Raw genomic sequence first — 22,108 nt, forward strand, 5'->3', positions numbered from 1 at the left:
GTAGGAAAGCTCGGATGGTGGATCGGTTGGGTTGGTGGCGGACGGCCCCGCAGGGGGGCGCGGCACAGCGGCGGCGGCTCGTGATGCAGGGAGCGACGGCGTGACCCGGCCCGCTCGCGTCCGGCCGACGCGCACCCGCCGCCCCCGCCTGACCACCTTGGCCCAGCTGATGACCAAGGCCGTCGAGGCCAACCCCGCCGGCACGGCCGTCCGCTGCGCGGACGCCACCGACATCCTCGGCGAGCTCACCTATGCCGAACTCGACGAGCGTTCCACCCGGCTGGCACGCGCGCTGATCGCCCGCGGGATCGGCCCGGAGGATCTGGTGGCCCTCGGCATCCCCCGTTCGGTGGAGTCGGTGCTGGCGTGCTGGGCGGTAGCCAAGACCGGCGCCGGGTTCGTGCCCGTCGACCCGAACTACCCCGCGGACCGGGTCGCGCACATGCTCTCCGACTCCGGCGCCGTGGTCGGCATCACCGTCGCCGACGTGCGCGCCGAACTACCCGGCGACGTCGAATGGCTGGTGCTCGACGATCCGGCCACCGACGCGCTGGTCGCCGGGCAGTCGGTGGAGCCCGTCACCAACGACGACCGGGTACGCCACATCCGCGCCGAGCATCCGGCCTACGTCATCTACACCTCCGGGTCGACCGGCATGCCCAAGGGCGTCGTCGTCACCCAGGCGGGCCTGGCGAGCTTCTGCGAGGAGCAGCGCGAGCGCTACCGGGTCACCGAATCCTCGCGCACCCTGCACTTCGCCTCGCCGTCGTTCGACGCCTCCGTGCTGGAACTGCTGCTGGCGATCGGCGGCGCGGCGACCATGATCGTGGTCGCCCCGACGGTCTACGGCGGCGCGGAACTGGCCGGGCTGCTGCGGCGCAACGACGTCACGCACGCCTTCATCACTCCGGCCGCGCTGGCCTCGATCGATCCCACCGGTCTGGACGCGCTGCGCGTGGTGGTGGCGGGCGGCGAGGCCGTTCCGCCGGAGCTGGTGCGCCGTTGGGCCATTCCGCTCGCCGACGGTTCGATCCGTGAGTTCTACAACGGGTACGGCCCCACCGAGACCACCATCATGACCAACATCAGCGATCCGCTCACCGCGGGCGAGCTGGTGACGATCGGCGCGCCCATCCGCAATGTGACCGCCTACGTGCTCGATTCCCGGCTGCGTCTGGTACCCACCGGCGTGACGGGCGAGCTCTACCTCGCGGGCGCGCAACTGGCCCGCGGCTACGGAAACCGGCCGGGGCTCAGCGCGGATCGCTTCGTGGCCAATCCGTTCGCCGACAACGGTGCCCGCATGTACCGCACCGGCGATCTGGTGCGCCGCACCGCCACCGGCGAGCTCGAGTATCTGGGTCGCAACGATTTCCAGGTGAAGATCCGCGGCTTCCGCATCGAGCTGGGCGAGATCGACGCGGTGCTGGCCGCCCACGAGCGGGTGGACTTCGCGGTCACCGTGGGCCACCAGCTCGACAACGGCAGCACCATCCTCGCCGCCTACGTGCACCCCGCCGACGGCGCGGCGGTCGACGCGGCGGAACTCACCACCGAACTCGTCGCCCTGGCCGAGCAGCATCTGCCCGCGCACATGGTGCCGACCTCCATCACGGTGCTCGACGAGATCCCGCTGACCCCGGTCGGCAAGCTGGACCGCCGCGCACTGCCCGCCCCGGCCCTGCACACCAAGGAGTTCCGCGCCCCCGTCGGCCGGTTCGAGGAGATGGTGGCGCAGGTCTTCGACGACCTGGTCGGGGACGGATCGCCGATCGGCGCGGCCGACGACTTCTTCGAGCTGGGCGGTAACTCGCTGATCGCCACCCAGGCCGCGGCCAGGCTCGGCGCGCTGCTGGACACCAAGGTGCCCACCCGCCTGCTGTTCGAGGCGTCCTCGGTGGCGAAGCTGGCCGAACGCATCGCCGAGCTGTCCGGTCAGGGCGGGCGCGAGGAACTGCGCGCGGGCCCCCGCCCGGAGCGCATCCCGCTCTCGCTTGCCCAGCAGCGGATGTGGTTCCTCAACCGCTTCGACTCCGCGTCGGCGGCCTACACCATCCCGATCGCCATCCGGCTGTCCGGTGCGCTGGACGTCGCCGCGCTCACCGCGGCCTTCGACGACCTGATCGCCCGCCACGAAGTGCTGCGCACCGTGTATCCGGAGACCGCCGACGGCCCGGTGCAGGTGATCCTGGCGCCGGGGGAGGAGCTGCCGCGGCTCGAGCTGCGCGAGGTCACGCCCGAGCAGGTGCGTGCCGCCGTCGGTGAGCTGCTCGCCGACGGGTTCGACGTGACCACCGAAGTACCGTTGCGCGCGGTGCTGTTCCGGGTGGCCGAGCAGGAGTTCGTGCTCGCCATCGCGGTGCACCACATCGCCGGCGACGGTTCCTCCGGCGGCCCGCTGACCAGGGATCTGATGACGGCCTACGTCGCCAGGGCGGCGGGGCACGCGCCGGAGTGGCCGCCGCTGCCCGTGCAGTACGCCGACTACAGCGTCTGGCAGCGCCGGATGCTGGGCAGCGACGACGATCCGGATTCGCTCGCGGCGGCCCAGATCGGCTACTGGAAGCGGCAGCTGGCGGATCTGCCCGACCAGCTGGACCTGCCCGCCGACCGTCCTCGCCCGGCGGTGCAGTCCTTCGACGGCGGAGTGGTCGACATCCGTATCGATGCCGAGCTGCACCGTGCGCTGGCCGATCTGGCCCGCGCCGAGGGCGCGACGTTGTTCATGGTGGTGCACGCCGCGCTGGCGGTGCTGCTGTCGCGGCTGTCCGGCGCCGAGGACATCGCCATCGGCACGCCCATCGCCGGTCGCGGCGAGGCGGCGCTCGACGACCTGATCGGCATGTTCGTCAACACGCTGGTGTTCCGCAGCCGGATCGACCGCGGCGAGTCGTTCACCGCGCTGCTCGGACGCCAGCGCGAGACCGACCTGCAGGCCTTCGCGCACGCCGACGTGCCGTTCGAGCGGCTGGTCGAGGTGCTCAACCCGGTGCGTTCCACCGCGCGGCACCCGCTGTTCCAAGTGGGTTTCTCCTTCCAGAACCTCGCGCAGGCGAGCCTGGAACTGCCCGGCCTGACCGTGGCGGGACTGGACGTGGACACCCACGTCTCCCAGTTCGACCTGCACTGGATCATCGGCGACAGCTACGACGCCGACGGTGCCCCCGCCGGTCTTGGCGGCGCGCTCACCTTCGCCACCGCGCTGTTCGAGCGCAGGACCGTCGAGATGTTCGTCGACCGGTTCGTGCGCCTGCTGCGCGAGGTCACCGCGGCTCCGCGCACCCCGGTCGGAGACATCGACCTGCTCGACCCCGCCGAGCGCGAGCGGATCCTGGTGCGCGCCAACACCACCGGCTACCCGCTGCGGCCGGGCACGCTGGCCGAACTGCTGGACTCCTCGGTCGCGGCGGCCTCCTCGCACGCGGTCGCGCTGGTGTCCGACGACGGTAGTCGGGTGTCCTGGTCGGAGCTCGACGCCCGCGTCAACCGGCTGGCCCGCCAGCTGATCGCGCGCGGCGTCGGCCCGGAGACCAGGGTGGCGCTGGCCATGCGGCGCGGGGTGAACCTGGTGGTCGCCATGTACGCGGTGACCCGCGCGGGCGGCGCGTACGTTCCGGTCGACCCGGATCAGGCCGCCGACCGTACCGGCTACATCCTGCTCACCGCCGCGCCGATCCTCGTCCTGACCGACGAGGCCACCGATTTCGTCTCCGGCAACGCCGCGGTGCTTCGGGTGGACGGCCCGGCGCTGACCGCCGGTTCCGCCGACCCCATCACCGACGCCGACCGGATCGCGCCGCTGCGCCCGGACAACACCGCCTACGTCATCTTCACCTCCGGCTCCACCGGCAGGCCCAAGGGCGTCGCGGTGCCGCACGCCGCGGTGGTCAACCAGTTGCGCTGGAAGGCCGCCGAATTCGGCCTCGCCGCCGACGACGCGGTGCTGCTCAAGACGGCCGCGACCTTCGACCTGTCGGTGTGGGAGTTCTGGTCGGCGGCGGTCTGCGCGGGCCGCCTGGTCATCGCGAGCCCCGACGGTCACCGCGACCCGGCCTACCTGAATCACCTGATGGAGCGCGAGGGCGTCACCACCCTGCACGTGGTGCCGTCCATGCTGGACGCGCTGCTCACCGTCTCCGACGGCAGGCTGCCGGGGGCGCTGCGCCGCATCCTGGCCATCGGTGAGGCGCTGCCCGCGACCACCGCGCAGCGCACCTTGGCCGCGGGCGCGGCGCTGTTCAACCTCTATGGTCCCACCGAGGCCGCCGTCTCGATCACCAATCACCCGGTGACCGAAGCGGATCGGGCGTCGGTGCCGATCGGGGCGCCGGAGTGGAACAGCCGGGTGTACGTGCTGGACGCGCGGTTGCGGCCGGTGCCGGTCGGCGTGCCGGGCGAGCTGTACCTCGCCGGCGACCAGCTGGCCCGCGGGTACTTCGGCCGCCCCGATCTGACCTCGGATCGGTTCGTGGCCAACCCGTTCGAACCGGGCGCGCGCATGTACCGCACCGGCGACCTGGTGGCCTGGACCGCCGCAGGCGAACTGGACTATCGCGGTCGCACCGACTTCCAGGTGAAGGTGCGCGGTTTCCGCATCGAGCTCGGCGAGATCGAGGCCGCGCTGCTGGACCGGCCGGGCGTCGCGGCCGCGGCGGTGGCGGCCAAGTCCGACCCGCACACCGGCGACCTGCTGGTTGGCTATCTCGTGCCCGCCGAGGCCGGAGCCGAACTCGACATCCCCGCGATCACCGCCGCGCTGGCCGCCCGCCTGCCCTCGTATATGACACCGACGGCGTGGGTGGTGCTGCCCGTGCTGCCGCTCAACGTCAACGGCAAGCTCGACCGCAAGGCCCTGCCGGACCCGGTGTTCGAAGCCCGCGAGTTCCGTGCGCCCGGCAATCCGATCGAGGAGATCGTGGCCGGCGTGTTCGTCGATGTGCTCGGCGTCGAGCGGGTCGGCGTGGACGACGACTTCTTCGCCCTGGGCGGCAACTCGCTGATCGCCACCCAGGTCGCCGCCCGCCTCGGCGCGGCGCTGGACGCCGAGGTGCCGGTGCGGCTGCTGTTCGAGGCGTCCACCGTGGCCGCGCTGGCGGTACGGGTGGAGACCCTGGCCGGTGCGGGCAGGCGGCCCGCGCTGTCGCCGCGGCCGCGCCCGGACCGGATTCCGCTCTCGCTGGCCCAGCAGCGCATGTGGTTGCTCAACGGCATGGGCGCGAGCACCGCCGTCTACAACATCCCCGCCGCGGTGCGGCTGTCGGGTGAGCTGTCGGTGTCCGCGCTGCGCGAGGCGCTGGCCGACGTGCTGGCCCGCCACGAGGTCCTGCGCACCGTGTACCCGGCGCACGAGGGCACGGCCCATCAAGTGGTGCTGCCCGCCGACCAGGTCGCGCCGGAGCTCACCGCGCAGGCGGTGCCCGCGAGCGAGGTGCCCGAGCGGATCGTGCGCGCGGTGACGACCGGTTTCGATGTGACCGCCGAAGTGCCGGTGCGTGTGGAACTGTTCCGGATTGCCGAGGAGCCGTCCGAGTACGTGCTGGTCCTGGTGGTTCATCACATCAGTGCCGACGGCTGGTCGATGGCCCCGTTCACCCGTGACCTGATGATCGCCTATGCCGCGCGGACGGCGGGCAGTCCGCCCGCGTGGCAGCCGTTGCCGGTGCAGTACGCCGACTACAGCCTGTGGCAGCGCGAACTGCTCGGTGACGAGAACGATCCGCAGTCGGTGGCCGCGCGTCAGCTCGGCTACTGGCGCACCGCGCTGGCCGGACTGCCGGACGCGCTCGATCTGCCCTTCGACCGCCCGCGTCCGGCGCTGCAGGACACGGTGGCCCGCTCGGTGGTTCTGAACATCGACGCGCCCACCCACCGCGCCTTGCTCGCCGTCGCCCGCGAGCGCAACGCCACCCTGTTCATGGCGGTGCACACCGCGTTGGCGGTGCTGCTGGCGCGCTGGTCTCGTTCGGATGACATCGCGATCGGTTCGCCGACAGCGGGCCGTGGTGATGCCGCGCTCGACGACCTGATCGGCATGTTCGTCAATACGCTGGTGCTGCGTACTCGAGTGAATACAGCCGAGTCGTTCGGTGAGTTGTTGAGTCGTCAGCGCGAGACCGACCTGGCCGCTTTCGCGCACGCCGACGTGCCGTTCGAGCATCTCGTGGACGTGCTCAACCCGGTGCGCTCCACTGCCAGGCATCCGGTCTTCCAGATCATGTTGGCTTTCCAGAATCAGGCCCGCGCCGGGCTGGAATTGCCGGGGTTGTCGGTTTCGGCGATGGAGTTCGATGCCGAGCAGACCGAGTACGACTTGCAGTTGATGCTCGGCGACGGTTACGACGAGCATGGTGAGCCGACGGGTATCGCGGGTCGGATCCTGTTCCCGGTCAGTTTGTTCGACGAGTCGACGATCCAGACGCTGGCCCGCCGGTTCGAACGGCTGCTGGCAGCCTTGGCCGCCGAGCCCGCGGTCCCGGTCGGCGACGTCGAATGGCTCACCGAGACCGAACGCGCCGAGGTGCTCGCCGTCCGCAACGCCACCGACTACCCGCTCGACGCCGCGGCCACCCTGGTGTCCCTCTCGGCGCTCGGCTCGCGCATCGATCCGCGCGCGGTGGCGATCGTGGACGGCGCGCTCACCGACGAGCGCACCGAGATCAGCTACGCCGACTGGGATGCGCGGGTGCATCGGCTGGCTCGCCACCTGATCTCGCTCGGGGTGGGTCCGGAAACCCGCGTGGTGGTCGCCCTGCATCGCAGCGTCGACCTGTTGGTCGCCGTTCACGCCGTGTTGCGCGCGGGCGGCACGTATGTGCCGGTCGATCCCGATCATCCCGAGGATCGCACCGCTTATGTGCTGGAACTGTCCGAGCCCAGTTGTGTGCTGACCCATGCGGCCGCCGACTTCCGCACCGACCGGGCGCCGGTGATCCGGATCGACGAGCTGGATCTGTCCGGTTACCGCGACGAGCCGATCACCGACGTCGAACGGCTGGCGCCGTTGCGTCCGGCGAACACCGCCTACATCTTGTTCACTTCCGGTTCGACCGGGCGGCCCAAGGGTGTCGCGGTGCCGCATCGCGCGGTGGCCAACCATGTGCGCTGGTTCGTCGCCGACTACGGCATCGGCGCGGCCGATATCTCGCTGTTCAAGACGACCATCACCTTCGACATGTCGATCTGGGATGTGTTCGTGCCGTTCATCACCGGTGGCCGGGTTGTGGTCGCGAGCCGTGACGGACATCGCGATCCCCGCTATCTGGCCGAGGTGATCGAGGCCGAACGGGTGAGCGTGACGCCGTTCGTTCCGTCCATGCTGCGGGCCATCCTCGACACCGCCGCTGTCGACAGCGCCGCGTTGCACTCGTTGCGGGTGATCTGGCTGGCCGGTGAAGCGCTTCCGGCGGAGACGGCGGCCGCCGCGCGCCGGGTCTCGCGGGCGAGGCTGGACAATCTCTACGGTCCGACCGAGACCGCGGTGGTCACCATGACCGCGCGGGTCCCCGAGGACGCCATCGGCATCGTGCCCATCGGCACGCCGATCTGGAATGTGCGGGCCTACGTGCTCGACGATCGGCTGCATCCGGTGCCGGTCGGTGTCGCGGGCGAGCTCTACCACGCCGGAATCCAGCTCTCGCACGGCTACTTCGGGCGTCCCGACCTGACCGCGTCGCGGTATGTGGCCAGTCCGTTCGCGCCGGGGGAGCGGCTCTACCGCACCGGCGATCTGGTGCGATGGAATACCGATGGACACATGGAGTACCTGGGCCGCACCGACTTCCAGGTCAAGATCCGCGGCCTGCGCATCGAACTCGGCGAGATCGAGACCGCGCTGGCGGCGCACGAGGGCGTCCGTCGGGCGGTCGTGATCGTGCACACCGACGAGCAGCTCGGCGACCAGCTCGTCGGCTACGTGCTGCCGGAAGCCGCCGCGGGCGAGGTGGATACCGAGTCGTTCAAGGCCCATCTGGCCGAGCGCGTGCCCTCCTACATGGTGCCCGCCACCTTCGTCGTGCTCGACGAACTGCCGCTCAACGCCAACGGCAAGCTCGACCGTCGACAGCTGCCGCGCCCGGCGTTCGTGGCTCGCTCGCGCCGGGAACCGCGGACGCCGCTGGAACACTCCGTCACCGGAGTCTTCGCCGAAGTGCTCGGCCTGGACGCGGTGGGCATGGACGACAGCTTCTTCGAGCTGGGCGGCAACTCCCTGGTCGCCACGCGCGCGGCGGCGCGCCTGGGCGAGGAGCTCGGGATCAGGGTGCCCGTGGTGTGGATGTTCACCGCGCCGACACCGGCCGGGCTGGCAGCACAGGTGCTCGCCCAGCAGTCCGGCGCCGATGCCGGGCCGGTATCCGTGGAATCGGCGTTCGACGTGCTGGTGCCCTTGCGCGTCGGTACCGGTGCGCCGTTGTTCTGTATTCATCCGTTCGGTGGTATCGCGTGGTCCTTTGCCGGGCTCGCGGCCCATGTGGGGGGTGATCGCCCGATCTTCGGTTTGCAGTCGCCTGCGCTCGGGTCCGATGAGACGTTGCCGGAGTCGACCGAGAAGTGGGCGTTGCGGTATCTGGAGGAGATCCGTGCGGTGCAGCCGCGGGGGCCTTACCATCTGCTGGGTTGGTCGTTGGGTGGTGTTTTGGCTCATGCCATCGCGGTGCAGTTGCAGGCCGAGGGTGAGCGGGTCGAGCTGTTGGCGATGATGGACAGCTATCTGCGCGTGCAGATCGAGGAGTCCGCGATCGCGTCCGGGCCCGTGCCGATGTCGGAGCTGCTCGGTGGTCTGCTCGGTGACGCCGCGCAGTTCGACCTCGACGAGATCGGTGATGCTGCCGAGTTCGGTCCCGCCGAGATCGCTGAGCGGCTGGCGGGGTTGCCGGAGCCGTTCGCCTCGTTCGGGGCCGAGCGTATTGCCCGGGTGCTCGAGGGTGCGGTGCACTCGGCGGCGGTGACCGCGCTCTATCGGCCGCGTCCGTTCGACGGTGATCTGGTGTACTTCACCGCTGCCGAGGATGATCCGAGCGGCCGTATGGGCGCCGACACCTGGATCGGTGCGGTCCAGGGAACGATCCGCAACCATCAGGTCCCGACCTCGCATTGGCGGATGACCGCCGAGGCCGGGCTCGCCGAGATCGGTCGTGTGCTCGACGCGGTCCACGGGTCGGGGCAGTCCGGGACACCTCGAGCCTGACACCCGGCGAGGCGCCGGCTCGAGCCGGCGCCTCGCCGTCGACATCCGGCGACGGGCCGTAGGCACCGAACTTCCGCAGCCGGAACCCCCACCTGCGCCGACGCTGTCCCGTACCCTTCTTCCTCGCAGGCGGTTACACGGATATGCCTGCGCCCGTTCCACCTTCCCCGCGCCGCGAGGCCCCCGGCGGGGAGCCGACTTTTCCGGCATGCCAATCTGTACGGTTCCCGTGGGGGTTCGCTCTGGGCCTGGGGTGTGCGCGCAGAGTTCGAGACGGCCGTCGGCCGAGGGATGCATGTCGGCACGAAGTGGGAGGTAATTCGGTATGTTCGATCGGCTCGGCCCAGGTGTGGCAACTTCGTGGCGTGAGAGCGGCGCGGGGGTGCGTCGATGACCCGTTCCGTCCGCGAGCCCCGGCCCCGGCCCCGCCCCCGTCGGCCGCGGGTGGTGACCCTGCCGCAATTGCTCGCCCGGGCGGTGGAGGCCACTCCCTCCGGCGTCGCCGTGCTCGGGGTGGCTGCCGATGGAGTGCCGGCCGAAGCGACCTATCGTGAAATGGACGAGCGCTCGACCCGCCTCGCCCGCGTGCTCATCGCCCGTGGCATCGGGCCGGAAAATCTTGTCGCGCTGGGTATCCCGCGGTCGATCGAATCGGTGACGGCGTGTTGGGCGGTGGCCAGGACCGGAGCCGGTTTCGTGCCCGTCGACCCGAACTATCCCCGGGATCGCGTCGCGCACATGCTCTCCGACTCGGGCGCCGCGGTCGGTATCACCGTCGCGGACGTACGCGCGGATCTGCCCGATGACATCGAATGGCTGGTGCTGGACGACCCCGCCACCAGCGCCCTGCTCGCCGCGCAGTCCGCCGAGCCGATCATCGACGCCGACCGGGTACGGCGTCTGCGCGCCGAACATCCCGCCTACGTCATCTACACCTCCGGCTCGACCGGCATGCCCAAGGGCGTCGTGGTCACCCAGGCCGGACTGGCGAGCTTCTGCGAGGAGCAGCGCACGCGCTACCGGGTGACCGAATCCTCGCGGACCCTGCACTTCGCCTCACCGTCGTTCGATGCCTCCGTGCTCGAATTGCTGTTGGCGATCGGTGGTGCGGCGACGATGGTCGTGGCCGCTCCGACCGTGTACGGCGGCGCCGAGCTGGCGGCGCTGCTGCGGCGCAACGCGGTCACCCACGCCTTCATCACCCCGGCCGCGCTGGCCTCGATCGACCCCGAGGGTCTGGACGCGCTGCGCGTCGTGGTCGTCGGCGGCGAGGCCTGCCCGCCGGAGCTGGTGCGCCGTTGGGCGATTCCGCTCGCGGACGGTTCGACCCGCGAGTTCTACAACGGGTACGGGCCCACCGAAACCACCATCATGACCAATATCAGCGATCCGCTGGTGCCCGGCGAACTGGTGACCATCGGCGCGCCGATCCGCGATATGGCAGCCTACGTGCTCGACTCACGGCTGCATCGGGTGCCCACCGGTGTGACGGGCGAGCTGTACCTCGCGGGCGCGCAACTGGCTCGCGGCTACGGAAACCGGCCGGGGCTGAGCGCGCAGCGGTTCGTCGCCGATCCGTTCGCCGCCGACGGCGCCCGCATGTACCGCACCGGTGATCTGGTACGCCGCACCTCGGCCGGTGACCTGGAGTATCTGGGGCGCAACGACTTCCAGGTGAAGATTCGCGGTTTCCGGATCGAGCTCGGCGAGATCGATGCCGTGCTGGCCGGGCACGAGAAGGTCGATTTCGCCGTCACCGTGGGCCACGCACTCGACAACGGCAGCACGATTCTCGCCGCCTACGTTCACGCCGCTGCCGGCGTGGCGGTCGACGCGGCGGAACTCACCACCGAACTCGTCGCCCTGGCCGAGCGGCATCTGCCCGCGCACATGGTGCCGACCTCCATCACGGTGCTCGACGAGATCCCGCTGACCCCGGTCGGCAAGCTGGACCGCCGCGCGCTGCCCGCTCCGGTTTTGCGCACCACGGTGTTTCGCGCTCCTTCGGGCAGGTACGAGGAGATGGTGGCGAGGGTCTTCGGTGAACTCGTCGGTGACGGCTCGCCGGTCGGCGCGGCCGACGACTTCTTCGAGCTGGGCGGCAATTCGCTGATCGCCACCCAGGCCGCGGCCCGACTCGGTGCGGCGCTGGAGACCAAGGTGCCCGCCCGGTCGATATTCGAGAACTCCTCGGTGGCGAAGCTGGCCGAGCGATTGGCCGAACTGTCGGGCGGGAACACCGGCGGCGGGCTCGAAGAGTTGCGCGCGGTGCCCCGGCCCGAGCGCATCCCCCTGTCACCGGCACAGCAGCGGATGTGGTTCCTCAACCGTTTCGACCCCGGCTCATCGGCCTACAGCATTCCGATCGCCATCCGGTTGACCGGCGCACTGGATGTGGCCGCACTCACCGCGGCCTTCGATGACCTGATCGCCCGCCACGAGGTGCTGCGCACCGTGTATCCGGAAACCACCGACGGGCCGGTGCAGGTGATCTTGCCGCCGGGAGAGTCGGTGCCGCGGCTGGCGGTGCGCGAGATCGCGCCGGAGCACGTGCGCTCGGCCATCGGCGAGCACCTCACGGGCGGATTCGACGTGACCGCGGAAGTGCCGCTGCGGGCGGTGCTGTTCCGGGTCGGCGCGACCCAGGCCGGTGCGGACATCGAGCACGTGCTCGCGATCGCGGTGCATCACATCGCCGGTGACGGTTCCTCCGGCGTACCGCTGACCAGAGATCTGATGACCGCCTACGTCGCGCGCGTGGCCGGGCATGCGCCGATGTGGGCGCCGCTTCCCGTGCAGTACGCCGACTACAGCATCTGGCAGCGTCGCGTGCTGGGCAGCGAGGACGACCCGGCCTCGGTGGCAGCCGGTCAGCTCGCCTACTGGCGGACCGCGCTGGCCGATCTGCCCGAGCAGTTGGACCTGCCCGCCGATCGTCCTCGGCCGACGACCCAGTCCTTCGCCGGTGACGTGGTCGACGTCCGTATCGACGCCGCGACCCATCGGGCGTTGACGGATCTGGGGCGCGGCCGGGGCGCGACCTTGTTCATGGTCGTGCACACCGCGTTCGCGGTGCTGCTCTCGCGCCTGTCGGGTGCGCAGGATCTGGCCATCGGCACGCCCATCGCCGGTCGTGGCGAGGCGGCGCTGGAAGACCTGATCGGCATGTTCGTCAACACGCTGGTGTTCCGCAGCCGTATCGATGCGAGTGAGTCGTTCGAGTCGCTGTTGGCGCGTCAGCGCGAGGTCGACATCCAGGCGTTCGCGCACGCGGATGTGCCGTTCGAGCGGCTGGTGGAGGTGCTCAATCCGGCGCGTTCGCAGGCGCGGCACCCGTTGTTCCAGGTGGGTCTGTCGTTCCAGAATCAGGCCAAGGCCTCGTTGGAGCTGCCCGGCTTGACGGTGTCGGGGGTGGACTTCGATACCCAGGTCTCGCAGTTCGATCTGCATCTGATCCTGACCGATACCTACGACGAGCATGGTGTGCCGACGGGTGTCGCGGGTGTGTTCACCTATGCGAGTGATCTGTTCGAGCGGCCGACGGTGGAGGTGTTCGCGCGGCGGTTCGTTCGTCTGCTCGACGCGGTGGTCGCGGCTCCGGGCACTGCGGTGGGTGATCTGGCGTTGCTGGATCGGGACGAGCGGCGGGAGCTGGTGTCCGGTCGCAACGACACCGCTCATCCGCTGGAGCCCGCGTTGCTGCTCGACGGCTACCGGCGCGCGGTGGTCGAGCACGCCGATGCGGTGGCTGTCGTCTACGAGGGTGCGGAGCTGACGTATCGGGAGTTCGACGAGCGGGTCAACCGGTTGGCCCGATTGCTGATCGCCCGGGGCGTCGGCCCGGAATCGCTGGTGGGCCTGGCGGTCCGGCGGTCGCTGGATCTGGTCGTGGGCATGTACGCGATCGTGACGGCCGGTGGCGCGTATGTGCCGTTGGACCCGGATCACCCAGCCGAGCGCATCGCGCATGTCCTGGATACCGCGCGGCCGGCGTGCGTGTTGTCGACGACTGCCGACGCGGTGCCGGTCCCGGCGGGCACCGATGTGGTGCTGTTGGATGGGGTCGACCTGAGCGGCTACTCGACCGCGCCGGTCCAGGCGGGGGAGCTGCGGCGTCCGGTGCGCCGCGACAACCCGGCGTATGTCATCTTCACGTCGGGTTCGACCGGCCGTCCGAAGGGGGTGACGGTTTCGCACGGTGCGATCGACAATCAGATCGCGTGGATGCTCTCGGAGTATCCGATGGGTCCGGGGGATGGGTATCTGCACAAGACCGCGACGACCTTCGATCTGTCGCTGTGGGGCTACTTCATGCCGCTGCGCACGGGTGCGAAGCTGGTGGTGGCCACCCACGACGGTCTGCGCGACCCGGCCTACCTCGCGGAAACCGTAGCCGCACAACAGGTCACGGTCACCGATTTCGTGCCGTCCATGCTGACCGTCTTCGCCGCCCACACCGCGCCGGGTTCGGTGCCCACGCTGCGCGATGTGTTCGTCATCGGTGAGGCGTTGCCGCCGGAGACGGTCGCCGCCTGGTACCGGGTCTCGGATGCGAGGCTGCACAACCTGTACGGCCCGACCGAAACCGCGGTGTCGGTGACCTATTGGCCCGCGCGTGGAGACGACGAGCGGACTGTGCCGATCGGTCTGCCGCAGTGGAATGTCGCTGTCTACGTGTTGGATTCGCGTCTGCGGCCGGTGCCCGACGGTGTGGCCGGTGAGTTGTATCTGGCCGGTGAGCAGCTGGCGCGCGGTTATGTCGCGCGTGCGGATCTGTCCGCCGACCGGTTCGTGGCGAATCCGTTCGTGCCGGGTGCGCGGATGTATCGCACCGGTGACCTGGTGCGGTGGCGTTCCGGCGTGGCCGGGCAGCCGCGGCTGGAGTACATCGGCCGTACCGACTTCCAGGTGAAGTTCCGCGGATTCCGGATCGAGCTGGGCGAGATCGATACCGCGCTGCTGGCCCAGCCGGAGATCAACCAGGCGGTGACGCTGGTGGTGTCCTCGGTGCTGGGCGATCAGCTGGTGGCCTATGTGGTGCCGCGTCCGGGGCAGGTGGCCGATCAGTCGGCGTTGCGGGCCGCGATCTCGGAATCGTTGCCGCCGTACATGGTTCCGGCGGCGATCGTGGTGCTGGACGCGTTCCCGCTGAATGCTTCGGGCAAGCTGGATCGCAAGGCGCTGCCCGAACCGGTGTTCGCCAGCAGAGAGTTCCGTCCGCCGTCGACGCCGATCGAGGAGATCGTCGCGGGCGTGTTCGCCGATGTGCTCGGTGTGACACGGGTCGGTGTCGACGACGACTTCTTCGCCCTGGGCGGCAACTCGCTGATCGCCACCCAGGTCGTGGCTCGGCTCGGTGCGGCGCTGGACGCCGTGGTGCCGGTGCGGCTGCTGTTCGAGGCACCCACCGTCGCGGCACTCGCGGTCGCGGTGGAGGCGCTGTCCGGTACCGGCAGACGTCCGCGGCTGGTGGCGCGATCGCGGCCGGAGCGCATCCCGCTGTCGCCCGCCCAGCAGCGAATGTGGTTGCTGCACAGCATCGATGGTGGGTCGGCCGTCTACAACATCCCCGCCGCGGTGCGGCTGTCGGGCGAGCTGTCGGTGTCGGCGCTGCGCGAGGCGTTCGGTGACGTGCTGGCCCGTCACGAGGTCCTGCGCACCGTGTACCCGGCCCACGATGGTGTCGCGTACCAGGTGGTGCTGCCCGTGGACCGGGTGCGGCCGGAACTGCCTGCGCGGGTGGTGCCCGCGAGCGAGGTGCTCGAGCGGATCGTGCGCGTGGTGACGACCGGGTTCGATGTGACCGCCGAGGTGCCGGTGCGCGTGGAGTTGCTGCGGGTCGCCGAGGAGCCGTCCGAGTATGTGCTGGTTCTGGTGGTCCATCACATCAGCGCTGACGGTTGGTCGATGGCGCCGTTCACCCGTGATCTGATGATCGCCTATGCCGCGCGCGTGGCGGGTAGTCCGCCCGGGTGGCAGCCGCTGCCGGTGCAGTACGCCGATTACAGTCTGTGGCAGCGCGAGCTGCTCGGTGAGGAGAGCGATCCGCAGTCGGTGGCCGCGCGTCAGCTCGGCTATTGGCGTACTGCGCTGGCAGGGCTGCCGGATGCGCTCGATCTGCCCTTCGATCGTCCGCGTCCGGCGTTGCAGGAAACGGTGGCCCGCTCAGTGGCGTTGAATATCGACGCGGCCACTCATCGTGCGCTGCTGGCTGTGGCCCGGGAGCACAATGCGACGTTGTTCATGGCGGTGCACACGGCGCTGGCGGTGTTGTTGGCGCGCTGGTCGCGTTCGGATGACATAGCGATCGGCTCGCCGATCGCGGGTCGTGGTGAGGCGGCGCTCGATGACTTGATCGGTATGTTCGTCAATACGCTGGTGTTGCGTACTCGAGTAGATCCAGCCCAGTCGTTCGGTGAGTTGTTGGGCCGTCAGCGTGAGATCGATCTGGCTGCTTTCGCGCATGCTGATGTGCCGTTCGAGCACTTGGTGGAGGTGCTCGATCCAGTGCGCTCGACTGCCAGGCATCCGGTTTTCCAGATCATGTTGGCTTTCCAGAATCAGGCTCGGGCCGGGTTGGAGCTGCCGGGGTTGTCGGTTTCGGCGATGGAGTTCGATGCCGAGCAGACCGAGTACGACTTGCAGTTGATGCTCGGCGACGGTTACGACGAGCATGGTGAGCCGATCGGTATCGGGGGTCGGATCCTGTTCCCGGTCAGTTTGTTCGACGAGTCGACGATCCAGACGCTGGCCCGCCGGTTCGAACGGTTGCTGGCCGCGCTGGCCGTCGAGCCCGCCGTTGCGGTCGGTGACGTCGAATGGCTCACCGAGGCCGAACGCGCCGAGGTGCTCGCTGCCCGCAACGCCACCGACCACCCGATCGCCGTCCGGAACACTGCCGACTACCCGCTCACCGTCCGGAACACCGCCGACTACCCGCTCGACGCCGCGGCCACTCTGGTGTCGCTCTCCGCGTTCGGCTCGCGCGTCGATCCGCGCGCGGTGGCGATCGTGGACGGCGCGCTCACCGACGAGCGGACCGAGATCAGCTACGCGGAGTGGGATGCGCGGGTTCACCGGCTGGCGCGATACCTCATCGAGCGGGGGGTGGGCCCGGAGTCCCGTGTGGTGGTCGCGCTGCATCGCAGTGTCGACCTGCTGGTAGCTGTCCACGCTGTATTGCGGGCGGGTGGCGCCTATGTGCCGGTCGATCCGGACCATCCCGAGGACCGCACCGCCTACGTGCTGGAGCTGTCCGAGCCGGCTTGTGTGCTCACCCACGCGGCCGCGGATTTCCGCGCCGATCGCGTGCCGGTGATCCGGATCGATGAGCTGGATCTGTCCGGTTACCGTGACGAGCCGGTCACCGACGCGGAACGCATCGCGCCGTTGCGTCCGGCGAACACCGCCTACATCCTGTTCACTTCCGGCTCGACCGGGCGGCCCAAGGGTGTCGCGGTGCCGCATCGCGCGGTGGCCAACCATGTGCGCTGGTTCATCGCCGACTACAGCATCGGCGCGGCCGACATCTCGCTGTTCAAGACGACCATCACCTTCGACATGTCGGTGTGGGATGTGTTCGTGCCCTTCATCGTCGGTGGTCGGCTGGTGGTCGCCGGCCGCGACGGGCATCGCGATCCGCGCTACCTGGCCGAGGTGATCGCCGCCGAACGGGTCACCGTGATCCCGTTCGTCCCGTCCATGCTGCGTGCCATCCTCGACACCGATACCGGTACCTCGCTGGAAGGCGGCGCGTTGGCGTCCCTGCGGGTGATCTGGCTCGGTGGCGAAGCTCTCTCGGCCGACACGGCGGTGGCGGCGCGCCGGGTCTCGCGGGCGAGGCTGGACAATCTCTACGGTCCGACCGAGGCTGCCGTGGCCACCATGACCGCGCGGGTTCCCGAGGACGCCACGGGCATCGTGCCGATCGGCATGCCGACCTCGAATGTGGGTGCCTACGTGCTCGACGATCGGCTTCATCCGGTGCCGGTCGGTGTCGCGGGCGAGCTGTACCACGGTGGTATCCAGCTCTCGCGCGGGTATTTCGGGCGGCCCGATCTCACCGCCGCCCGGTATGTCGCCAGTCCGTTCGTGCCGGGGGAGCGGCTGTATCGCACCGGTGACCTGGTGCGCTGGAATGCCGATGGACACATGGAGTACCTGGGCCGCACGGACTTCCAGGTCAAGCTTCGTGGTCTGCGCATCGAGCTGGGCGAGATCGAGGCCGCGCTGCTGACCCACGATGCCGTCCGTCAGGCGGTGGCCACCGTGCACACCGATGACCAGATCGGCGATCAACTCGTCGGCTATGTGGTGCCGGAACCGGCTGTGGGCGAGGTGGAGATCGAGTCGGTCAAGGCGCATCTGGCCGAGCGGGTGCCGTCGTACATGGTGCCCTCCGTTTTCGTCGTGCTCGACGCGCTGCCGCTCAACGCCAACGGCAAGCTCGATCGCAAGGCGTTGCCGGCCCCGGTGTTCCAGGCGCGCGAGTTCCGTGCGCCCTCGACACCGATGGAGGAGATCGTCGCGGGCGTGTTCGCCGCTGTACTCGGCGTGGAACGGGTCGGTGCGGACGACGACTTCTTCGCCCTCGGCGGCAACTCGCTGATCGCGGCCCAGGTGGCCGCCCGACTGTCGGCGGCGACCGGTACCGAGGTGCCGGTCAGGTGGCTGTTCGAGACGGGCACGGTCGCGGCGCTCGCTGCGCGCGTGGAATCGGAAGGCAAGGGCGCGGGCGGGCGCAGGCGACCGCCGCTGGTCGCCGGGCCGCGGCCGGACCACATTCCACTCTCGCTCGCCCAGCAGCGCATGTGGTTGGCGAGCCGCATCGACACGGGGGTGGCGGTGTACACCATCCCCGCCGCCATCGCCTTGTCCGGCGAGTTGTCGGTGCCCGCGCTGCGCGAGGCGATGACCGACGTGGTGACGCGGCACGAGGCGCTGCGCACCTACTATCCGGCGCGGGACGGAATCGCTCACCAGGTGATCGTCACGGCTGATCGGGTCGTGCCCGACCTGGCCGCCGAGCCGGTCCCCAGCGCGGAGTTGCGCCCCCGGATCGCACGCGAGATGGCGACCCCGTTCGACCTGACCAGCGAAGTCCCCTTGCGGATCACGCTGCTGCGCGTCGACGGGGATCCCTCGCAGCACGTGTTGGTGCTCGTCGTACACCACATCAGTGCGGACGGCTGGTCGATGGCCCCGGTGACCCGCGATCTCGTCGTCGCCTACGCCGCCCGCGTCGCAGGCGCGGTGCCCGGATGGACCCCGCTGCCGGTCCAGTACGCCGATTTCAGCCTGTGGCAGCACCGGGTTCTCGGTGACGAGGCCGACCCGGACTCGGAGGCCGCTCGGCAGCTCGACTACTGGCGCACCGAGCTGGCCGGTCTGCCCGATGCCCTGCCGCTGCCCTTCGACCGGCCGCGGCCTGCCGCGCGCGACACCCGCGCGCGGCGGGTGACCGCCCACCTCGACGCCGACCTCCACCGCGATCTCACCGAGTTCGCGCGTGCCGAGCGCACGACACTGTTCATGGTGCTGCACAGTGCGCTCGCGGTGCTGTTGAGCAAGCTGTCGGGCACCGACGACCTCACCGTAGGTACGCCGGTAGCCGGTCGCGGTGAGGAGGCGCTCGACGATGTGGTCGGCATGTTCGTCAACACCCTGGTGCTCCGCAGCCGGGTGGATCCCGCTCGCTCCTTCTCCGAATTCCTCTCCGCGCAGCAGGAATCCGATCTGGCGGCCTTCGCCAACGCCGACATCCCCTTCGAACGTGTCGTGGAGGCCGTGAATCCGGCTCGCTCACAGTCCCGGCATCCGCTGTTCCAGGTGATGTTCGCGCTGCAGAACCTGGCGAAGCCGCGCCTGGAACTGCCCGGCCTGTCGGTCTCCGGTATCGAATTCGACTCCGAGAGCATCGAATACGACCTGCAGGTGACGCTCGCCGACGGCTACGACTCCGCCGGCACGCCGGAAGGCATCGCCTGCATGGTCGCCTACCGCACCAGCCTGTTCGACCACGCGACCATCGAGAGCCTCGTGCGTCGCTTCGAGCAGGTGCTGCGCGTGCTGGTCACGGAGCCGGGTACTGCCGTGCGCGACATCGAGATCCTCGATCCCGCGGAACGCGAGGTCGTGCTGTGCGGATGGAACCGCACCACCCACGAGATCCCGTGGGTGGGCCTGGTGCCGGATCTGTTCGCCGAGAGCGTGCGCAGGTATGCCGACCGGACGGCTGTGGTCGCCGATCAGGGAGAATCGGGCACCGGGCAGTTCGCGGAATTGACCTACGCGCAGTTCTCGGCGCGGGTGAATCGGCTGGCGCGCAGATTGATCGAACTGGGCGTCGGTCCGGACGTTCGGGTGGCGGTCGGCATGCGCCGGTCGGTCGACATGCTGGTGGCGGTGTACGCGGCGCTGGCCGCGGGTGGCGCCTACGTTCCCGTCGACCCGGACCACCCCGCCGAGCGCACCGAGTACGTGCTGGACAATGCTGCGCCCGCGGTGCTGCTGACCACCACTCGCGACGACATCGGGACCTCGCTGTGCCCGGTTGTCCAGGTCGACACCGCCGACCTCGGTGCCTACGACGACTCGCCGATCCAACCCGCCGAGCGCCGGGGGCCGCTGCGTCCGGAGCACATCGCCTACGTGCTCTACACCTCCGGTTCCACCGGCAGGCCGAAGGGCGTCGCGATCGCCCATGCATCGATGGTCAACCAGTTGGCTTGGCGCATCGACGCCGTCGGTATGAACGAGACCGATGTGGTGATGCACAAGACGCCGTTCACGTTCGACGCCTCGCTGTGGGAGCTGTTCGCGCCGCTGATCATGGGCGCGCGCATGATCCTCACCGAGCCGCAGGCGCACCGCGACGCACGGTATCTGGCCGAGACGATCCACCGGCATCGGGTCACGCTCACGTCGTTCGTGCCGACGCTGCTGGCAGTGTTCGCCACGACTGCCTCCGAGGCGGAATGCGCTTCGCTGCGCAGTATCTTCTCCGGCGGCGAGGCGTTGACGCCACACGTCGTCGGTCTGCTGCGCAGCGTGACCTCGGCGGCGCTGGTCAACGTCTACGGTCCTACCGAGGTCACGGTGAACGCGACGGGGTGGCCGGTGGCCGATGATGAGATCTCGGTGCCCATCGGCCGCCCGGTGTGGAATTCGCGGGTCCATGTCCTGGACGAGAGCTTGCACCCGGTGGCCCCTGGTGTGGCGGGCGAGCTGTATCTGGGCGGTGTGCAGATCGCGCGCGGCTATCACGCGCGTCCGGATCTGACGGCGCAACGGTTCGTCGCCGATCCGTTCGGCGAGCCCGGCGAGCGGCTCTACCGGACCGGGGATCTGGCGCGCTGGAAGGGCAACGCGGACAGCGGGGCGGGACCGCTCGAGGACGGGGTGCTGGAGTTCCTCGGCCGCACCGACTTCCAGGTGAAGTTCCACGGCCAGCGCATCGAACTCGAGGAGATCGAGGCCGCGCTGCTCGAGCATCGCGACATCGAGCAGGCCGCGGTACAGGTGATCAGCACGTCCACGGGCGAACACCTGGTCGCCTACGTGGTCGCAGGCGCAGGCGCAGGTGCGGCCGGACTCGACGTCGAGGACGTCAAGAACGCCCTGCGTCGCAGGCTGCCTGCCTACATGGTGCCCTCGACGGTGGTGACGCTCGACGAGTTCCCGCTCAACACCTCCGGCAAGCTGGATCGCAAGGCGCTGCCCGTTCCGGAATTCCGAGCGCGGGAGTACCGCGCGCCCGCGGGCCCGATCGAGGAGGCCGTGGCGGAGGTCTTCGCCGAGGCGCTCGATCTGCCACGGGTGGGAGCCGACGACGACTTCTTCGAACTGGGTGGCAACTCGCTGATCGCCATCAGGGTCGCCGCCCGGCTCGGCACCGCGCTGGACACCGGTATGCCGGTGCGGCTGCTGTTCGAAGCGTCCACTGTCGCGGCGCTGGCCGCGCGGTTGGCCGAACCGGATGCGGCGGATTCGACGGAATCGGCCTATGACGTGCTGTTGCCGCTGCGCGCCGGTACCGGTGCACCGCTGTTCTGCATCCACCCCTTCGGCGGCATCGCGTGGTCCTTCGCCGGGCTCTCGGCGCACGTGGACCGCGACCGCCCGATCTACGGGCTGCAGTCGCCGGCGCTCGGTTCCGACGAGACGCTGCCGGAGACCGCCGAGAAATGGGCCGTGCGGTATCTCGAGGAGATCCGTGCGGTGCAGCCGGAAGGGCCCTACCACCTGCTCGGCTGGTCGCTGGGCGGCGTCCTGGCCCATGCCATCGCGGTGCAGTTGCAGACCGAGGGCGAACGGGTCGAGCTGCTGGCGATGATGGACAGTTACCTGCGCGTGGAGATCGAGGAGTCCGCGATCGAGTCCGGCCCCGCGCCGGTGGCCGAGCTGCTCGGCGGCCTGCTCGGCGACGCGGCGCAACTCGCTCTCGGCGACATCGATGCGGCCGCGGAGGTCGGCCCCGCCGAGATCGCCGAGCGGCTGGCGCGGTTGCCGGAGCCGTTCGCCTCCTTCGGCGCCCAGCGCATCGGCCGGGTGCTCGAGGGGGCGGTGCATTCGGCGGCGGTGACCGCGCGGTACCGGCCGCTTCCGTTCGTCGGCGACCTGGTGTATTTCGCAGCTGCCGAGGACGACCCGGCCGGTCGCACGGGGGCCGACACCTGGCGAGGGGCGATCGAGGGAACGATCCGCGTCCATCCGGTGCCGACCTCGCATTGGCGGATGACGACCGAGACCGGGCTCGGAGAGATCGGTCGTGTGCTCGACGAGGTGCACCGGGCGCGGCAGGCCGGATCACTCCGCTCCTGATATCCGGCTCGGGCGCGGGGCTCGAGCCCCGCGCCCGGCCACGGGGCGCACCGGGACGATGCGGTTGCCGTCGCGTTGCCGCCCGGTTCGTCACGCCGTGCG

Annotated in this window: 1 protein-coding gene and 1 pseudogene; both read left to right on the forward strand. The window is 69.9% G+C overall.

Translation table 11 applies throughout. The features are described from left to right. The first annotated feature begins 100 nt into the window (after window positions 1–100). Window positions 101–9,184 (forward strand): amino acid adenylation domain-containing protein, encoded by a 9,084-nt coding sequence (locus IU449_RS16295; RefSeq protein WP_195002926.1) that lies wholly within the window; start codon window positions 101–103, stop codon window positions 9,182–9,184. 396 nt (window positions 9,185–9,580) lie between these two features. Then, a pseudogene (locus IU449_RS16300) lies at window positions 9,581–22,006 on the forward strand (amino acid adenylation domain-containing protein); the annotation flags it as partial. Window positions 22,007–22,108 lie beyond the last annotated feature (102 nt).

Source organism: Nocardia higoensis (genome assembly GCF_015477835.1).
Taxonomy (GTDB): domain Bacteria; phylum Actinomycetota; class Actinomycetes; order Mycobacteriales; family Mycobacteriaceae; genus Nocardia; species Nocardia higoensis_A.